Annotated in this window: 18 protein-coding genes; 11 read left to right on the forward strand and 7 right to left on the reverse strand. The window is 65.0% G+C overall.

The window, feature by feature from the left end; genetic code table 11:
- Positions 1 to 91: 91 nt before the first annotated feature.
- Complete coding sequence (locus tag F2P45_RS30350) at positions 92 to 358, forward strand: transposase (RefSeq protein ID WP_370663337.1); 267 nt, start codon at positions 92 to 94, stop codon at positions 356 to 358.
- A 158-nt stretch (positions 359 to 516) separates the two neighbouring features.
- The gene (locus F2P45_RS30355) at positions 517 to 1,215 is read left to right on the forward strand and encodes a CPBP family intramembrane glutamic endopeptidase (RefSeq protein ID WP_166881952.1); all 699 of its coding nucleotides are present in this window, start codon (positions 517 to 519) and stop codon (positions 1,213 to 1,215) included.
- Positions 1,216 to 1,272: 57 nt separating this feature from the next.
- On the opposite strand, the gene F2P45_RS30360 is transcribed toward F2P45_RS30355, so the two are convergent.
- Positions 1,273 to 1,797: a pyridoxamine 5'-phosphate oxidase family protein gene (locus F2P45_RS30360; RefSeq protein WP_166881953.1), complete on the reverse strand. Its 525-nt coding sequence runs from the start codon at positions 1,795 to 1,797 to the stop codon at positions 1,273 to 1,275.
- Between the two features lie 116 nt (positions 1,798 to 1,913).
- Between F2P45_RS30360 and F2P45_RS30365 the strand changes: the two genes are divergently transcribed.
- Both F2P45_RS30365 and F2P45_RS30370 read left to right on the forward strand, forming a co-directional pair.
- The gene (locus F2P45_RS30365) at positions 1,914 to 2,654 is read left to right on the forward strand and encodes a CPBP family intramembrane glutamic endopeptidase (protein WP_166881954.1); all 741 of its coding nucleotides are present in this window, start codon (positions 1,914 to 1,916) and stop codon (positions 2,652 to 2,654) included.
- A gap of 162 nt (positions 2,655 to 2,816) precedes the next feature.
- Entirely contained in the window at positions 2,817 to 3,116 is a 300-nt protein-coding gene (locus tag F2P45_RS30370; protein ID WP_166881955.1) for a putative quinol monooxygenase, read from the forward strand.
- Positions 3,117 to 3,139: 23 nt separating this feature from the next.
- Here F2P45_RS30370 and F2P45_RS30375 read toward each other — a convergent pair whose 3' ends face one another.
- Positions 3,140 to 4,303, reverse strand: a complete 1,164-nt coding sequence (locus F2P45_RS30375) for an AAA family ATPase (protein WP_166881956.1) — start codon at positions 4,301 to 4,303, stop codon at positions 3,140 to 3,142.
- A gap of 211 nt (positions 4,304 to 4,514) precedes the next feature.
- On the opposite strand from F2P45_RS30375, the gene moaA reads away from it, so the two are divergent.
- From moaA to F2P45_RS30395, 4 genes are all read left to right on the forward strand, one after another.
- Positions 4,515 to 5,489 (forward strand): GTP 3',8-cyclase MoaA, encoded by a 975-nt coding sequence (gene moaA / locus F2P45_RS30380; RefSeq protein ID WP_166881957.1) that lies wholly within the window; start codon positions 4,515 to 4,517, stop codon positions 5,487 to 5,489.
- Positions 5,490 to 5,553: 64 nt separating this feature from the next.
- Positions 5,554 to 7,482, forward strand: a complete 1,929-nt coding sequence (locus F2P45_RS30385) for a type IV pili methyl-accepting chemotaxis transducer N-terminal domain-containing protein (RefSeq protein WP_166881958.1) — start codon at positions 5,554 to 5,556, stop codon at positions 7,480 to 7,482.
- A gap of 19 nt (positions 7,483 to 7,501) precedes the next feature.
- A complete protein-coding gene (locus F2P45_RS30390) occupies positions 7,502 to 8,161 on the forward strand; it encodes a response regulator (RefSeq protein ID WP_166881959.1) in 660 nt (219 codons plus the stop codon).
- Positions 8,162 to 8,171: 10 nt separating this feature from the next.
- The gene (locus F2P45_RS30395) at positions 8,172 to 8,798 is read left to right on the forward strand and encodes a PA3715 family protein (RefSeq protein WP_166881960.1); all 627 of its coding nucleotides are present in this window, start codon (positions 8,172 to 8,174) and stop codon (positions 8,796 to 8,798) included.
- Between the two features lie 3 nt (positions 8,799 to 8,801).
- On the opposite strand, the gene F2P45_RS30400 is transcribed toward F2P45_RS30395, so the two are convergent.
- Positions 8,802 to 9,047 (reverse strand): heavy-metal-associated domain-containing protein, encoded by a 246-nt coding sequence (locus F2P45_RS30400; protein ID WP_166881961.1) that lies wholly within the window; start codon positions 9,045 to 9,047, stop codon positions 8,802 to 8,804.
- Between the two features lie 222 nt (positions 9,048 to 9,269).
- Between F2P45_RS30400 and F2P45_RS30405 the strand changes: the two genes are divergently transcribed.
- Positions 9,270 to 10,469 carry an NnrS family protein gene (locus F2P45_RS30405; protein ID WP_166881962.1) on the forward strand — a complete coding sequence of 400 codons (1,200 nt, stop codon included), beginning with the start codon at positions 9,270 to 9,272 and terminating at the stop codon, positions 10,467 to 10,469.
- Between the two features lie 68 nt (positions 10,470 to 10,537).
- A complete protein-coding gene (locus tag F2P45_RS30410) occupies positions 10,538 to 10,783 on the forward strand; it encodes a hypothetical protein (RefSeq protein WP_229477105.1) in 246 nt (81 codons plus the stop codon).
- Here F2P45_RS30410 and F2P45_RS30415 read toward each other — a convergent pair.
- The 3 genes from F2P45_RS30415 to F2P45_RS30425 form a co-directional block, all read right to left on the reverse strand.
- On the reverse strand, positions 10,764 to 12,485 hold the full coding sequence (locus F2P45_RS30415; RefSeq protein ID WP_166881963.1) for a L,D-transpeptidase family protein: 1,722 nt from the start codon (positions 12,483 to 12,485) through the stop codon (positions 10,764 to 10,766). The genes F2P45_RS30410 and F2P45_RS30415 overlap by 20 nt on opposite strands.
- Before the next feature lie 382 nt (positions 12,486 to 12,867).
- Entirely contained in the window at positions 12,868 to 14,043 is a 1,176-nt protein-coding gene (locus F2P45_RS30420) for a glycerophosphodiester phosphodiesterase (RefSeq protein WP_166881964.1), read from the reverse strand.
- A gap of 98 nt (positions 14,044 to 14,141) precedes the next feature.
- A complete protein-coding gene (locus tag F2P45_RS30425; protein WP_166881965.1) occupies positions 14,142 to 14,450 on the reverse strand; it encodes a hypothetical protein in 309 nt (102 codons plus the stop codon).
- A gap of 341 nt (positions 14,451 to 14,791) precedes the next feature.
- Here F2P45_RS30425 and F2P45_RS30430 point away from each other — a divergent pair, with 341 nt between their 5' ends.
- The gene (locus tag F2P45_RS30430) at positions 14,792 to 15,940 is read left to right on the forward strand and encodes a putative peptide maturation dehydrogenase (protein ID WP_166881966.1); all 1,149 of its coding nucleotides are present in this window, start codon (positions 14,792 to 14,794) and stop codon (positions 15,938 to 15,940) included.
- A 67-nt stretch (positions 15,941 to 16,007) separates the two neighbouring features.
- On the opposite strand, the gene F2P45_RS30435 is transcribed toward F2P45_RS30430, so the two are convergent.
- Positions 16,008 to 16,268, reverse strand: coding sequence for an NHLP-related RiPP peptide (locus tag F2P45_RS30435; RefSeq protein ID WP_166881967.1), 261 nt, complete (start codon positions 16,266 to 16,268; stop codon positions 16,008 to 16,010).
- Positions 16,269 to 16,281: the final 13 nt, after the last annotated feature.

The raw sequence follows: 16,281 nt of genomic DNA on the forward strand, positions 1-16,281 counted from the left end.
GACACGCCTCGACGTGTGAAGTCCAGAATTCGGTGTCACCTTCCATGCTTGCTCTCCTTAAAATTGAAACGGCAAGCATGCGGAAATCGGGATTAGGCCACAAGGCTGTGGTTCATGGAGCGCTTACAAAGGAAGCAAGGACAAGCCAATTTCGGAAACCCAAAAGCGGCGCAATACGCGCATCGCCAAGACCCGCGCCAGGATCGAGCATGTGTTTGCCGGCCTGGCCGAGATGGGCGGCAAGGGCCTGCGCACGATCGGATTGGCGCGCGCCACGTTGCAGCTCAATTGGAAGGTCGCCGCCTACAATTTGCGGCGCCTAGTCTACTTGAAGGAGGCCAGGGTCGAGGCGTTCTGACGCCCGCAGTCCGTCCGGACTGCACAAAACGAGGTTCAGCGCCCATAAAACGGGCGGGAAGCGGCTCGGTCTGACATCAAAAAACGCAACTGCCGGCATCGCGACCGGCGATTACGCGGAAATTACCGGTAATTCGAGGTGCCCCAAGGAATGCATTCATGCTCGACTGGCTCCTCGCCGCTTATCTTCTAATCATCCTCCCGTGCACGCAAATGTGGCGCAGCTTCTATCAAAAAGGCAAACCTGTACAGGCGCGTACGGCAGGTTATCGAAAAACCGTTGTACAGATGATCGGTCTGCTGGCGGTGCTGGTAGCCAGTTGCTGGCAGGCCGGGCGCGGTCCGGCGGCGCTGGGGCTCGATATGCCCGTGTCCAGAACCGGTATGTGGGGCCTGGGTATGACCGTGCTGCTGCTGGTGGCGCTTTACGTGGGAAACAAGCTGTACACGTCCCGGCTGGACAGCGCCCGCCGCAAGGACGTGCTCGATCAGATCAAGGCAAACGAGAAAATGCCGCGCACCCCTCGCGAACTGGCCGAATTCGTCCCGACGGTCGTCCTGGTCAGTACCGGATGGGAACTGCTGTATCGCGGCTTTTTGTTAATGCTGCTTACTCCCCTTACGGGCGCCGTCGGCGCGATTATCCTGGCGGCGCTGGCCTATGGAATCGGGCATGGCTATGAAAAGAAATCCCAACTCCTTGGCAGCATCGTATCGGCATTGCTGTTCACGCTGGCGTTCTACTTCACACAGAGTCTGTGGTGGTTGATTTTGCTGCATATCGGCTTGCCGCTGTTCGGTGCGATCAGCGTTGTCACGGCATATCGCGGTGAAACGCCGGCCTGCGCCAAAGTCTGACGCGCTCGATGGCGCCATTGGCCTGCACTGCCGGGCCGAAGGCGCCGGCATGCCGCCTTACACCGCGATGTTGCCTTCGATCGAATCGTCCAGGGTTTTGCCGATCACGGCGCCGACCAGCATTTTCACGCCCGCCACGGCTTTGCCGTGCTTGTTATCCCAGTAGTATCCCTGGCCCGGCGTCATCTTGATCGCCGTGATGCGCGGATCGTCCTCGCCTTCGGTGAACCAGGTTTTCAGGATAAAGTTCCACAATTCCTTGATCTTGGCCTTGTCGCGCGTGATCGTGGCGACTCCGTCGAGCACCAGGAATTCTGAATTGGTCGAACCCTGGAAATACAGTTTCACCGCCGGATTGGCGGCGATCTCCTGATTCTTGTGGCTGTCGTCGGCGCTGAGAAACCACAGGTTGCCCTGTTCATCGACCTGGCGCACGCTCATCGGCCTGGCGCTGCCTTCGTGCCGGGTGCAGAAGAAGCAGGTTTCGGCGCTGTCGACCAGGTCCTTCAGTTTCTCGAGCGCTTCCTTGCCGCCCAGATCCTTGTAATTATCTTCCGGCTGGTTCTTGTTAATCGAGTCCATGTGGTTCTCCGTGTAGGTCTGTCATTCATGTCCATGCTCGCAGTGCGGAGCAGCCAGACCAGATGGTACGGAACAAGCGCCGCAGCGTATGTGGCATACCTAACCTAGCGACCTCGTTGCCGCTTTTGCAATGTAGAATCCCGCTTACCACTTTCGGAGAAAACCCCATGCTGCTCGATTGGCTGTTCGGCCTGTGCCTGTTTCTGCTTGTTCCCGCTTATCACTTGTGGAGCCCAATGCGACAGAAAACCCTGCCGCCGAGCCGCATCGCCCGCTACTGGTCGATGATCGGGACCATGGGCGTTTTGCTGCTCATGCTGCTGGCCCATGCCTGGCAGCGGGGGCAGGGCGCCGATATGGTCGGTATCGGCTTCGACCTGTCGGCAAACCAGCGCTACCTGGTCGCGGCCGCCATCGTTGTCGTCGCGCTGTGGCACCTGGGCATGCATGCGGCGATGCGCATGATCGACACCGACGCCGGGGTGGCGCAGGCGTTCGACAAAATGTCCCGCAACCAGCTGATGCCGCGCACGCTTGCAGAGGCGCGCTTGTACGTCCTGTTCGTCATTGTGATCGGCATCGGCAGCGATCTGCTGTATCGGGGTTTTCTGATCAACACCCTGGTGCCCGTCGGCGGCGCGATTGTGGCGATCCTGCTGGCGTCGCTGGCCGACGCGCTGACTTACGGCTACGACAAGCCGCGCGATATTCCGGGCAACATCGCCCTTTCCCTGGTGCTGGGAATCGCTTTCTATCTGTCCCAGAGCCTGTTGTGGATCATCGTGCTGCATCTTGGTCTGGGGCTGTCCACCGCCCGCATCGCCTGGCAGGCGACGCATCCACATGGCAGCGCCTGAGCGATCGGCCAAAATTGGCCAGTGGCCATTGGCCATTGGCCACTGGCAACGGCATTCGGACAGACCGTTTATAATTGAGAAAGATTGCCTTGTATTTAACTGGGCGGGCATGCGAATGCCGGTCCGGCAGTCTCCCTTCTTAACGCACGCCACGGAGCATACATGCTGGTTCTTTCCTTAACACTCATCGCCAAACCCGACGCTGCACCGGCCCTGATCGACCTCGCCGCCATCGTGGTCGAGCACACGCGCGCCGAGCCAGGTTGCATCCGCTACGACTTCCTGCAGTCCCCGCACACCCCGAACAAATTTGTGATCTTCGAATTGTGGAAAAGCAGGGCCGACCTGCACGACCATTTCCAGCTGCCGCATTTCAAGGCCTTCGCCGAGCAACTGCCCGCGCTGACCGAAGGCGGCATCGACATGGTCACCTATGATACGGACGGGCCGAAGCCGGCCTGATGAGCTCGGGCACGCAAGATCGGTCAGCGCGTATTCCAGTGCCACGCCGGTTTCTCCAGCTCGCCCATGCCTTCCACCCTGGTTGCACCGAGCACCTTTTCAAGTCGCAGCGCCTGGTAGCCGCGCTGGCCTTCGAGCGCGTCGATCAGGCGCCCGGCGTGCGATACCGCAATGACCTGCGACTGGCGCGCGGCCCGGCCGATCAGCCGTCCCAGCGGTGCCAGCAAGTCCGGATGCAAGCTCGTTTCCGGTTCGTTCAGCACCAGCAGTTCGGGCGGGCGCGGGGTGAGCAGGGCGGCGATCCACAGCAGGTAGCGTAAGGTTCCATCCGATAATTCGCTGGTGCGCATCGGGCGCAGCAATCCGCGCTGGCGCATGTGCAGCTCAAAACGTCCATCGTTGATGTTCACCTCCAGCGCCGCTCCCGGAAACGCATCGTCGACCGCGTCGTCCAGCCCATCCGGATCGCCGATCTCGATGATGGTCTGGATCGCGGCGGCCAGATCGTGGCCGTCGTGGCTCAAGACCGGCGCGTGGGTGCCGATCTGTGCGCGCCGGGCCGGGGCGTCGGCGTCGGTGCGGAAGTGGTCGTAAAAGCGCCAAGAGCGCATCTTCTCGCGCAACTGCAGCAATTCGACGCCATCGCGCAGGTCGCCCAGCTGGGTCAGCATGCTGTCGAAGCTGGCCAGGCCGGCGCTCAGCACGCGCCACTGCCCGTCATCCTCCTTGATCTTCACCATCGCCCCGTCGCGTTCGGCGAACTGGGCGCCGCGCCGCAGGAAAGGTCCGCTCCAGATGCATTCGTGCTTGATGACCGGGTCGAGCCGGAACGCGCTGTCGGTCTTGACCGGCACGCCCAGGTCGATCAGGTAACCGTTCGTATCGCTGGCGAAACCGAGGCGCAGGTTGGCCGCCTGGGCGCGCCCCGTGCCCTGCACGGCATGCCGGCCTCGCAGCATCGCCCGCGACACATCTTCCGGTCCCGCCCACAGGGTCGACTGCAGGCCACCCTCGCGCGCCAGCGCGGGAATCAGCGAACCCTGCGAGGTCTCGGCCAGCAGGCGCAGCGCCCGGTACACGCTCGACTTGCCGCTGCCGTTGGCGCCGGTGATCACGTTTAACTGCTGCAAGGGAAGCACCAGGTCGCGCAGCGAGCGGTAATTGGCAATGGCAAGTGTGGTCAGCATGGTTAAACCCGGTTCACATCGGTTGGACAGCAGAGCGCCGCATCGGTTCACGCGGATTGTCAAATTGTTACACAAGATGCGCCCGCGGCGGCGCAAAAAACCGCGTCCCCTAGTCCTTTATGACTAGTCGCGCTAGCCCGTCATGGGCACAGGCAAAGCGCTCCCGTCCCGCTACAATCGGACTGTCATCAATCTTCAGGGGAGCAGGGCCATGTTGCGCGACAGGTATGGGCGGTCGATCGAATATCTGCGCCTGTCGGTCACCGACCGCTGCGACCTGCGCTGCAGCTATTGCATCCCCAAAGGCTTCAAGGGCTTCGAGGAGCCCCAGCACTGGCTTACCTTCGATGAAATCGAACGCCTGGTGGCCGCCTTCGGCCGCCTCGGCACGCGCCGCCTGCGCCTGACCGGCGGCGAGCCGCTGCTGCGCCGCAATTTGTCCGAGCTGGCAGGGCGCCTCTCGAGCCTGCCCGGCATCGACGACCTGTCGCTCTCGACCAACGCCACCCGCCTGGCGCACCACGCCGCCGACCTGCGGGCGGCGGGCGTTTCGCGCATCAACGTCAGCCTCGATTCGCTCGACCGCGCCTGCATGCAGCAGATCACCGGGCGCGACAGCCTCGGCATGATCCTCGACGGCATCATGGCCGGCAAGGCGGCCGGCTTCGAACCGATCAAGATCAATATGGTGGCCCTGCGCGGCGTCAACGAGCACCAGATCGACGCCATGGTCGCCTTTTGCATCGAGCACCAGTTCGTGCTGCGCCTGATCGAAGCGATGCCCATGGGCGCCACCGGGCGCGACGCCACCTGGCTCGACCTGGGTCCGGTCGAACGCCACCTGCGCCGCCATTTCGGCCTGATTCACCAGCCGGATACGCTCGGCGGCGGGCCGGCGCGCTACCTGGCCACGCCGGACGGACGCACCAGCGTCGGCTTCATCACCCCCATGTCGCAGCATTTCTGCGCCGACTGCAACCGGGTCCGCCTGTCGGTCGACGGCACCCTGTACCTGTGCCTCGGACAGGAAGACAAGGTCGAGCTGCGCCCGCTGTTGCGCGGCGGCGCCAGCGACGCCGAGCTGGAGCAGGCAATCCGCGCCGCCATCGAACTCAAACCCGAAAAGCACGAATTCCGCGAGCAGCCGGGTAAAATCATCCGCTTCATGTCGCAAACCGGCGGATGAGCGGCATCCCGGCAGTTCCGATTAGCAACGCGGCAGCGTATCATGGCGTCAGCAAGGAGACCGCATGCCCCTCACCACCCTGATTCCCTCGCGTCAAAAGCTCTCCGCCAAGATCGTCGGCGCACTGCTCGGCTTTCTCGCGCTGGCCCTGTGCGCCATCGGCGTGACCCTGTACCTGTCCTGGCAACTCGAAGGCAGCGCCGCCGCCATCAACGATACCGGCAGCCTGCGCATGAGCAGCTACCGGCTGGCGATCCTGCTGGCGCAGCCGGGCGCGGACGGCCCCGCGCGCCAGGCCGGCGCCGCGCGCCAGATGGCCCAGATTGACGCCACCCTGGCGCAACTGCACCAGGGCGACCCGCAGCGCCCGCTGTTCCTGCCGCCGACCCGCGCCATCCTCGGCGAGTTCGCCAACATCGCGTCCGAATGGCGGCGCGAACTGCGCCCGGACGCCACATCGTTGGCAGCCGGGCCGGGCGGCGCCGGGCTGCAGGGCTACCTGGCGCACACCGACCGCTTTGTCGAGCGCGTCGACGGGCTGGTCCAGCTGATCGAGCGCGACAGCGAAACCCGCACCTTCTGGCTGCGCGCCTCGCAGCTGGCCCTGCTGGCCCTGGCCATGGTCGGCACCGTCAGCCTGATCTACCTCATGTTCAGCCTGATCATCGAACCGGTCACGCGCCTGCACGACGGCCTGCACCGCATGAAGGAAAAGGATTTCGAAGTGCGCCTGGCGGTCGACAGCAGCGACGAGTTCGGCCAGCTGGCGCAAGGCTTCAACCAGATGGCCGACCGCCTGCAGGCGCTGTACGGCAACCTGGAGAGCCTGGTACACACCAAGACCGCCGCGCTGGAACACAACAACCGCGAACTGGCCTTGCTGTACGACAGCGCCGCCTTCCTGCAGCGTCCGCAGCCGGTCGAGCCGCTGTGCGAAGGCTTCTTGCAGCGCATCAGCGACTATTTCCAGGCCGACGGCGGCTCGGTGCGCGTGCTCGACGCCGGCCGCGACAATCTGCACATGGTGGTCCATCACGGCCTGTCGCCCAAACTGGTCGAACGCGAACACTGCATCAAGGTCGGCGACTGCCTGTGCGGCGAAGCGGTCCAGAAAAAGGTCACGGTGATCCACGACCTGCGCAAGCTCGACAAAAGCTACGAACTCGAATGCCACCGCGAAGGCTTCTCCACCGTGTCGGTGTTCCACATCTATGCGCACCAGCAGCACCTGGGGTTTTTCAACCTGCATTTCCGCACGCCGCGCGTACTCGATGCGCGCGAGCAGGGTTTGCTCGAAACGCTGGGCCAGCTGCTCGGCACCGCCATCGAAAACCTGCGCCTGGGCGCGCGCGAACGCGAGATGGCGGTCTCGGAAGAACGCAACCTGGTGGCCCAGGGACTGCACGACAGCATCGCCCAGGGCCTCAACTTCCTCAACCTGCAAGTCCAGATGCTCGACCAGTCCGTGCGCGACGGCAAACTGAACGATGTGGCCGAGATCGTCCCGGCCCTGCGCGCCGGCGTGCAGGAAAGCTATGAAGACGTGCGCGAACTGCTGCACAACTTCCGCAGCCGCCTGGTCGAAGGCAATCTGATCGCCGCGCTGGAAACCACGGTCGACAAATTCCGCCGCCAGACCGGCATCGCCGCCGAACTGGTGGCCGATGTCGACGGCGCCCCGTTCCCGCGCGAGCAGCAACTGCAACTGCTGTTCATCGTGCAGGAAGCCTTGTCGAACGTGCGCAAGCACGCCGGCGCCAGCCGGGTCACGGTGCGCTTGCAGGACAGTCATGACTTTTTGCTCAGTATCGAAGACAACGGCGCCGGCTTCGATCCGGCCCTCCTGGCGGGGCGCGGCGACAGCCACGTCGGCATCCACATCATGCGCGAGCGCGCCCAGCGCATCGAAGCGGCGCTGGCGGTCAGCTCGACGCCCGGGGTCGGCACCACCATCGCCCTGACCCTGCCGCAGGCGCACCGGCGCGCCGCCTGATCACTAAATGGAGAACCCCATGGAGACCCCCGAGCAACCGATCCGCGTGCTGCTGGTCGACGACCACAGCCTGTTTCGCAGCGGCATCCGCTCGCTGCTGCAGCGCCACGCCGAATTCGCCGTCGTCGGCGAAGCGGCCGATGGCGTCGAAGGCATCAAGCGCGCGCGCCAGCTGCAGCCCGACGTGGTGCTGCTGGACCTGAACATGCCCGGCATGTCCGGCGTCGAAACCTTGCAGCTGATGCAGCAGGATTGCCCGGACGCGGCGATCGTCATGCTGACCGTGTCGGAAGAGTCGCAAGACCTCGGCACGGCCCTGCGCGCGGGCGCCAGCGGTTACCTGATCAAGAATATCGACACCGAGTTCCTGCTGCGCGCGATCCGCCGCGCCGCCGCCGGCGAAACCGTGGTGGCCGAAGCCATGACCGGCAAGCTGGTGGCGCAGTTACAGGCCGGCACGGCCGGGGAAGCGCCGGCGTCCGAGCTCGACAAGCTGACCCCGCGCGAACGCGAAATCCTCGACTGCCTGGCGCGCGGCGAGAGCAACAAGGCGATTGCCCGCAATCTCGACCTGGCCGAAAGCACGGTCAAGATCCACGTCCAGAACGTGCTGAAAAAACTCAAGCTGGCCAGCCGCGTGCAGGCCGCCGTGTTCGCCGTCGAACACCGCATGAAATAGGAGCTCCCCCATGACGCCACGCACCACGCGCGCGCTGTTGGCGGCGCTGGGCCTCGGCGCCGCCCTGGCGTCGTTGTCCGGTGCCGCGCACGGCGCCGCCGACCGGTCGGTGGAATACCAGAAGAAGCTGTTAATCGGCCTGGTCGACGAGGAGCGCGGCAAGGTCGTCAGCAGCTTGTCGACCGTGTTCGACGAAGACGCCCTCACCGAAATCGGCTACAAGAGCCTGCGCCTCGATACGGCGCGCTACAAGCTCGCGCCAGGCGTGCGCGCCTTCGGATTCGACCTGATCGGACGCAACCGTCATTATTGTCCCGATGGCGGCCTCGGCCCGACCCGCTACCTGTATGTGCGGGAGGGTAAAAAGATCCGTCAAATCATGGCCGAGTTCGCGGTTTCGCGTTGGGCCTACATCGGTGAGGACGAGTCGTCGTGCGGGAAAATCGAGGCGCCCGCGCGCCCGGTGGAGAATGAGGAAAGAAGCCTGTCGGTCGCAGCGAGCCGCACCAACGGTTATGCCGACCTGCTGGTCACCAGTACGACCAGCGTGGACGGCAAGAAAGGCGTTGTGCGCACTACCCGGATTGTGCGTTACGACGGCGACAGTTACCCGGTCAACCAGGGCAGCGACTTCTAGGGCTTAGCCGCCGCAGCCGCCGCAGCATCCGCCGCTGGCCGGCGGGGCCACCGTAAAGCCGGCGGCGAACAAAGCATCGCGCAGCTGCTCGGCCGAGGCGCGCGCCTCGTCGAAGCCGACCCGGGCGCGCCCGGTGGCCAGGGTCAGATGCACGGTCTCGACCCCGGTAACGGCTTCCAGCGCCTGGGCGACGGCCAGTGCCACGGTCTGGTTCTGCATGGCGGGAATGGTCAGTAAAGCGGTTTGCATACGTTCTCCAATGATTGACGTGGGTTGATGCGAACAGCCTAAAGCGCCGTTCGCCCATCGTCCAGAACCGTGTGCGATTTGTTTGGAAAACACGATCTGCATCAAGAATGCCCCAGTTAAGCGCCGCCGCGCCCGATCGGCCCTCGCAACGCGCGCGATAGCCATTGCCGGCTGCGGCGCCTTTAAGTAGTATATTGAATATATCTTTAAAGGATGATTGAAATGAGCCTGCTGACAATCGACGAACCGGCCGCGCCGGTCCACCATGCGCCGTGGAGCGCGCAGCACCCCGTATGGGCGCTCGGCTTCCGGCCGTTCTACATCCTGACGGCGGCCTTCGCCGCGCTTGCCGTGCCGCTGTGGCTGGCGCAGTACGTCGGCTGGCTGAGCTGGCCACACGGCGGCCTCGGCTGGCACGCGCACGAGATGGTGTACGGCATGGCGATCGCCGTCATCGTCGGCTTCCTGTTCACGGCCGGGCGCGCCTGGACCAATCTGTGGACCCCGCGCGGCGCCCACCTGGCGGCGCTGGCCGGGGTCTGGCTGGCCGGACGCGGCGCCATGCTGGCCGCGCCGCCGCTGGCCGCCGCCGCGGTCGACCTGCTGTTCCTGCCGCTGGCCGCCTGGCCGCTGTACCGCGTGCTCAAGCAGTCGGGCAACAAGCGCAACCTGTTCCTGGTGTTCCTGCTCGGTTTGCTCACAGTGGCCAACGCGCTGTTCCATGCCGCGACGCTGGGCTGGATCGCCATGTCGCCCCTGACGCCGGTGCATGCCGCGATCCTGGTGATCGTCATCATCGAGGCGGTGATCGGCGGGCGCGTGATTCCCATGTTCACCAACAACGGCGCTCCGGGCAGCAAGCCGGTGGTACGGCCGCGCTACGACCGCGTGGCGCTGGGCCTGACGGTGGCGGCCAGCATCGCCTACGTGCTGGCGCTGCCTGGCGCGATCAGCGCCGCGCTGATGATGGCCGCCGCCTGCGCCATGCTGGTGCGCCTGGCCGGCTGGCAGCCGCAGCGCACCTTGCACGTGCCGCTGCTGTGGATTTTGCACGTGGGCTACGCCTGGATTGCGCTCGGCTTCGCACTGCTGTCGCTGGCCGCGCTCGGCTTCGGTACGGCCAGCGCCGGCTTCCATGCGCTGGCGGTCGGATCGATGGCCGGGCTGATCATCGGCATGATGACCCGCACCACGCTCGGCCATACCGGCCGGATCCTGAAAACCGGGCGCTACGAGCCGCTCATGTACCTGCTGATCCAGGCCGGCGCCGTGCTGCGCGTGCTGGCGCAGTTCATTCCCTTCGAGTGGCGCACTGGCGCGCTGCTGGCCTCGGGCGTGTGCTGGAGCCTGTCGTTCCTGCTGTTCCTGCTGGTATACACGCCGTATCTGTGGCGGGCCCGCATCGATGGACGCGAGGGCTGAGGCGAGATGGTAGGATAGCGGGCTTGCCCGGCAAGTCCCTCTCAACCAACTGAAGTGATCAAGAAAAAATGACAACCGTATTTGCGATGCCCGTGTTCGATGCCACGGTCATCTTTGAAGGAAATGAACTGTTCAAGGGAAAAGGTTCGGCCAGCATGTGGGCCGAAAAACTCGCCGCCGAGATTGGCGGCGAGGTCGGTGTCCAGAAAATCGGCACCGGCTGGGTCATCACCGGCCGCGTCGACGGCGACGACTGCCAGTGGGGCATCCACGGGCAGCGCCTGAAACGCGTGGTCAGTGCGCCAGCGCAATAGCGTCGCTGCGCACCTTTAACAGCTTTTCCAGGCCCGGATCGCGTTTGTACACGTCTTCCGGGAACAGGGCCAGCCCTTCGCGGTCGGTCACGGCCGTCGAATAGAACAGCACCACCGGAATCGGTTTCTTGATGCTGACCGTTTTCATCGGCGCCGGCTTCATCAGCGTATCGATCACGGCCGGGGTCATCTGCGGCTGGTCGCCGAACACGAACTTGGCCAGGCCCAGCGGGTTTTCGACGCGGATGCAACCGTGGCTCAGGTCGCGCCGGCCGCGCTTGAACAAGCCCTGCGCCGAGGTCGAGTGCAGGTAGATGTTGTCGGTATTGGGCATGGCGAATTTCACCGCGCCGAGCGCGTTGCGCGGCCCCGGACGCTGGCGCACGCGATACTGGCCGGCGCGCAGTCCTTCGAGCGTGTCGGCATCGACTGTCGAGACCGGCGCACCGCCGCCCAGCGGCACCAATTCCATCTCGTTCTTGCCCAGGTAGCCCGGATCGCGCGCCAGCTTGGGAATGATTTCGCCTTTTTCGATACTGCGCGGCACGTTCCAGTACGGATTGAATTCCACGTAGCGCATCGAGCCGACGAACAGCGGCGTCGGCGTCTTGGCGGACGCGCCGACGATCACGCGCATCTCGATCAGCGGGTTCTTGGCGCCCGGTCCCAGTTCCAGCGCCCACAGGCGGAACGAGGGCAGGTTGACGGCGATCAGGCGCCCGTCCGGAAAGTCGGGCAGCCAGCGCAGGCGCTCCAGGCCCAGTTCGAGCTGGCGCACGCGGCGCGTCAGTGGCACGTTCAGCGCCGCCAGGGTACCGGCCCCGATCACGCCATCGTCATTGAGCGCGTGGCGCGACTGGAAGCGCTTGACGCCGTCGGCCAGCGCCTCGGTATAGATGCCGGCCTGCGCGGGCGGCTCGGCCGCTGCGGTGGCGCTCAGGTCGCCCAGCTGGACCAGGCGCGCGCGCAGCAGGGCCACGCCGCTGTACGCTGCGCCCGGTTCGAGCTTCTTGACGCCCTCGGGCAGTGGCGGCAGCGTGGTGAAGGGCTGCTCGGCCAGCTTGCGGTAAGTCGCCAGGGTGGCCATCGAGCGCCGGTACAGCGGAATGCGCGGTTCCGACGCGGCCACCGCCTGGTCCAGGCGCTGGCTCAGCAGCGCCGCGCGCAACTGCTCGACCGGGTCGGTTTTGGTCAGGCGCGGATCGGGCAGGGTGGTGTGGTATTCGGACTTGACCCGGCCCACGCGCAGGTCGGCCAGATAATGCAGCATGGCTTGGGTCATGCCGGCGTCGAAGCGGGCGCTGGTGCGCTGGACCGGATCGGCCAGCTGGCGGGCCAGGCCGTCGACGTTGTACTCGGCCGGCGACAGGCCATGCACGCCGGCGTTTTGCAGCAGCGATAGCGCCGCGCTGGCCTGCTTGTAGCCGCGGTCCTGCCACGCCGGCGCGTAGGCGCGCGCGACGTAGAAGCGGGCCAGCCAGTCGCGTTCGTCGTACGGGCGCGAACCGCGCGTGCCGACCGCCGCCGCGCTGATCGCCAGCGTGCGCAACTCGGCCGCGATACCGGTGTGCGTCGGGGCGGCGGCGCTGGGCGCGGGCGCTGCGGGCGCCGGCGCGGCCGCGCTGGCCGCACTGTGGGGAAGCCAGACCACAAGCGCCAGCGCAATGGCGCTAAGACGGAAGCTTCGTTTGCCGACGATCATTTAAGTTTCCAGACAGTAAAAATCCGACCATCTTAAACGAAGCTGTCGCGAATAACATGACGGTTGTCAAAAAAGTTATAAAAATGGTAGCGCCAGCGCAACAAACTCTCGCCGATCGCCAGCGTCGGACGGTATCCGGGGCCGGCGCGGCGGCGTGTGCGGCCTGAGATGGCGGGCTGACGTTGATTTTGCCACGACGCTCATACGTACTGGCGCCGCAAAGGCGAAGGCATCGTCATCGGGGATAGAACATTGTCGCAACGGCACTTAGTTGCCTTAAAGATTTGTTTGTGGCATCGGGGTCCTGGACAGGTGCGGGAGGCGGCGGCGGACGTGCCGCCCGCTCCCGTTGCCGATTAGAACACAGTGCCGGTCTGGCGGCCTAGTAGCCGATGTCCTTCAGGTAATCGGCACGCGCGGCCAGCGCCGTATCGGCGAAGTCCGAGAACACGCCATCGACGCCGAGCGCGTAGAACTGCTTGTATTCGAGCTTGGGATCGCCCTTGTAGTCGAGCGGCAGGCGGCGTTTTTCGTTGCGGAAGGTGTAAGGATGGACCAGCAGGCCGGCCTTGTGCGCGTCCGCCACCAGGCTGGTCGGCGCGGTGGTGGTGCTGTCGGCCTCGTTGACCTTGCCGTCGCCGTTGGCGTCGATCAGCTTGCCGTCGGCGCCGATGCTGCCCTTGGAACTGACGATATAGCGCTTCCATGGGCCGATGCCATCGGCGTAGGTCTTGATCTCGGCCAGCCCGGCTGGCGTGACCATGGCGCTGAACAGGCGCTTATCGCCCGCCACGGCCCAGTCGTACGGACGGTCGAACGGGGCGGCGTAGGTGAGGGCGCCGGTTTTCAGGTCGACATCGTCGGCGTCGATCAGCTGCACCATGCGCACGGTCGAGCCCTTGCTGCGCATGTACTTCAGGCTGCCCGGCTCGAACGATTGCACCAGCACCGGCGCCGTGCGGCTGTTCCAGCCGGCCGCGGTGAGCAGGGCCAGCAGCTTGTCTTCGAGCGGCAGGCCGGCTTCGCGGTGGAAGGTCGGGTTTTTGGTCTCGGGATACAGGATGATGTTGCGGCCGCTTTTCTTGATCATGTCGACGATTTCCTGGATCGTCGCGATCTTGTAGCGCCCGTTGAACTGCTGCGGCCGTTCGGCGTCGGTGGCAATCCCGCCCAGGGTCTTGATTTCGGCCAGGGTGAAGTCGCCGGCGAACCAGCCTTCCTCGACCAGGCCGTCGACGCTCATCTTGCGCTTGCGGCTGGCAAACTCGGGACGCGAAGCGACGTCGGTGCTGTAGACCAGGTTGGGATCGTGGCGCGCGATCAGCACGCCATCCTTGGTCGACACCACGTCCGGCTCGATCGCGTCGGCGCCTTGCTCGATGGCCATGGCGTAGGCTTCGACGGTAGCCTCCGGCAGATAGCCGCCGGCGCCCCGGTGCGCCACCACCAGCGGCGCCTTGCCGTCGAGGGTGTTGAGGACCACCGGATCGTTGCTGTTGCATGCGCCGAGCGCGACTGTTGCCGCGCAGATCACTGCCAAGTTCCTTTTGATTGCCATTGCACAGTCTCCAAGTTGAAACGCCGAATTCTAGGTGGCGGAAATGACAAGCTGATGACGCAGTAACAATGATTTCCTGGCAAGGGCCTGGCGCGGGCTCAGAAACGATTCAGCGGAAGGAGGGCATGGCGCGGGCAGCGTGCGATGGACCAGCCGTCGTGCATTTTTTCCTCGCCGGGTTTGCCGCAGATTTCACATAGGCCGGCACTGAGATGCTCAATATCGAAGAGGAAAGACTCGAACGCCTCGTCGTAGGGCGAGTAGGTGACATGCAAGTGTCCCCATTTTTGAAACACTTCCTCGATCACAATCCCCGGCGGCACCTTGTCGAAAATCTCATCGACAAGATACAGCCAGCCTCGGCCGCAGGTTTTTTCGATCCATTGTTTTGCTTCCGCCCGGTCCATGATTGTTGCCTTGAAGATGACAAGCGGCCAGTGTAGCCGACGCGGCCACCAACACCCTGGTGTCACCGGAGTCGGCCCAGTATCAACGGCTGAGCCCGTGTCCGAATGTCAGACCTGACACCGGTGTCAGGTCTGACATTCGGACACGGGCTCAACTGTTGCCGGTGGTTCGCCGGTACGTTGTTTGTCGCTCCGCAAGGCGACACCACGCTCATAATGTTGTTTGCGAGCACGTCCAGCCGCAAATGACGTGCGTCGATGCAAGCCACAGGCTATGATCAGTGTGCATTCCAGCACTCATCCAGCCGGGCGGCGCCCGGCCCAGACAAGGGCGGACCCTTATGAAGATACGGCGTTGTGCAGTGCTGTTCATCGAACCGCGCGAAGACCTTGGCATCGACTGGGCCGCCTTGTTCTCCGGCGCGGGAGCGCTCAGCGCCTCGCTGCGCTGGGTGGCGCTGGCGCCCCACCTGGACCGCGAAACGAGCATCGATGGCGACCAGGTGGCCGCCCTCGGCGCCATCGCCCAGACCGCCTGGACCGAACGCGCCGATGCCGACCTCCAGCTCGGCGCCGCCATGGTCGACAGCCTGCTCGCGCTCGGCCTCCTGCTCGACGACGGCAGCGACGCCAACCCCGCGCGCGAACGCGACGCCGTGCTGCGCGCCCAGCACTGGCGCCCGCTCTCGGCCGCCGCCCACATGTTCAGCCGCTGGGACGGCATGCTGGTCGACAAGGGCATGCACTTTCCCAGTTTCGAGGAACTGGTCCAGTCCTACGGCGCGCCTCCCGAGCCTGCCATCGAACGCGGCGACAGCGCGCACGCCATTCCCCTGCCGGCCGCGCAGCCCGGCCCGCTGGACGAACAGCTGCTGCGGCGCTACACCGGCCGCAATTACGATCCCGCCGCGCCGCTGCCGCCCGAGGTGCTGGCGCGCCTGCTGCAGCGCACCTTCGGCGTCCAGCTCGAGAGCATGATGGCGCAGGAAGCGCTGGTGTTCAAAAAGACCAGTCCCTCGGCCGGCGGCCTGCATCCGACCGAGGCCTACGTGCTGGTGCGGCGCGTGCCGGGCATCGCGCCCGGGCTGTACCACTACCACGCGCTCAGGCACGCGCTCGAACCGATGGCGTCGCTCGAGCCCGACGACGCGCGCGAGATGGCGCGCCAGTTCGTGGCGGACCAGCACTGGTTCGTCGACGCCCCGGTGATGGTGGTGATGGCGGCGCGGGTGGCGCGCAATTTCTGGAAGTACCGCAACCACGCCAAGGCCTACCGCGCCCTGATGCTCGACGCCGGCCATCTGTCGCAAACGTTTTATCTGCTGGCCACCGAAGCGGGCATGCCGGCCTTTGTGACGGCGGCGGTGAACGAGAAGGCGATCGAACGCGCGTTCGGGCTCGATCCCTTGTCCGATGCGGTGGTCGCCGTGTGCGGCTGCGGTGTCGCAGCCGCCGGGCAGACCACGCTGGAACTGCGCTATGAAGAGTAAACCAACAGGCGCCGACCGATCACGCCTGGACGCCATGCAGTCAGGCGTGAAGGGCGCCAACTGCCGCTTATGCGCTGGCGCTGGCGCCCAGGAAGAAGGGAATCGCGCCGGCTGCGCTGTCGAGCTTGGACATCAGTGCCATGCGGTCGAGCACGATGGAATCCTTGCCCGGAAGGCAACGTTGCGATGGAATCTGTCCCGGGGCCAGCGCAATGCCGAGGCTGCCCAGGGCCGCCACCGGATCCCCCAGCAGGCGCGCGCGGAACACATCGTCGCTGGACAATTTTTGCAGCAGGGAGTCCAGATCGCTATGCAGGTGGGTAGTCATGATGGGGGACCTT

It is taken from the genome of Massilia mucilaginosa, from assembly GCF_011682145.1.
Taxonomy (GTDB): Bacteria; Pseudomonadota; Gammaproteobacteria; order Burkholderiales; family Burkholderiaceae_D; genus Telluria_A; species Telluria_A mucilaginosa.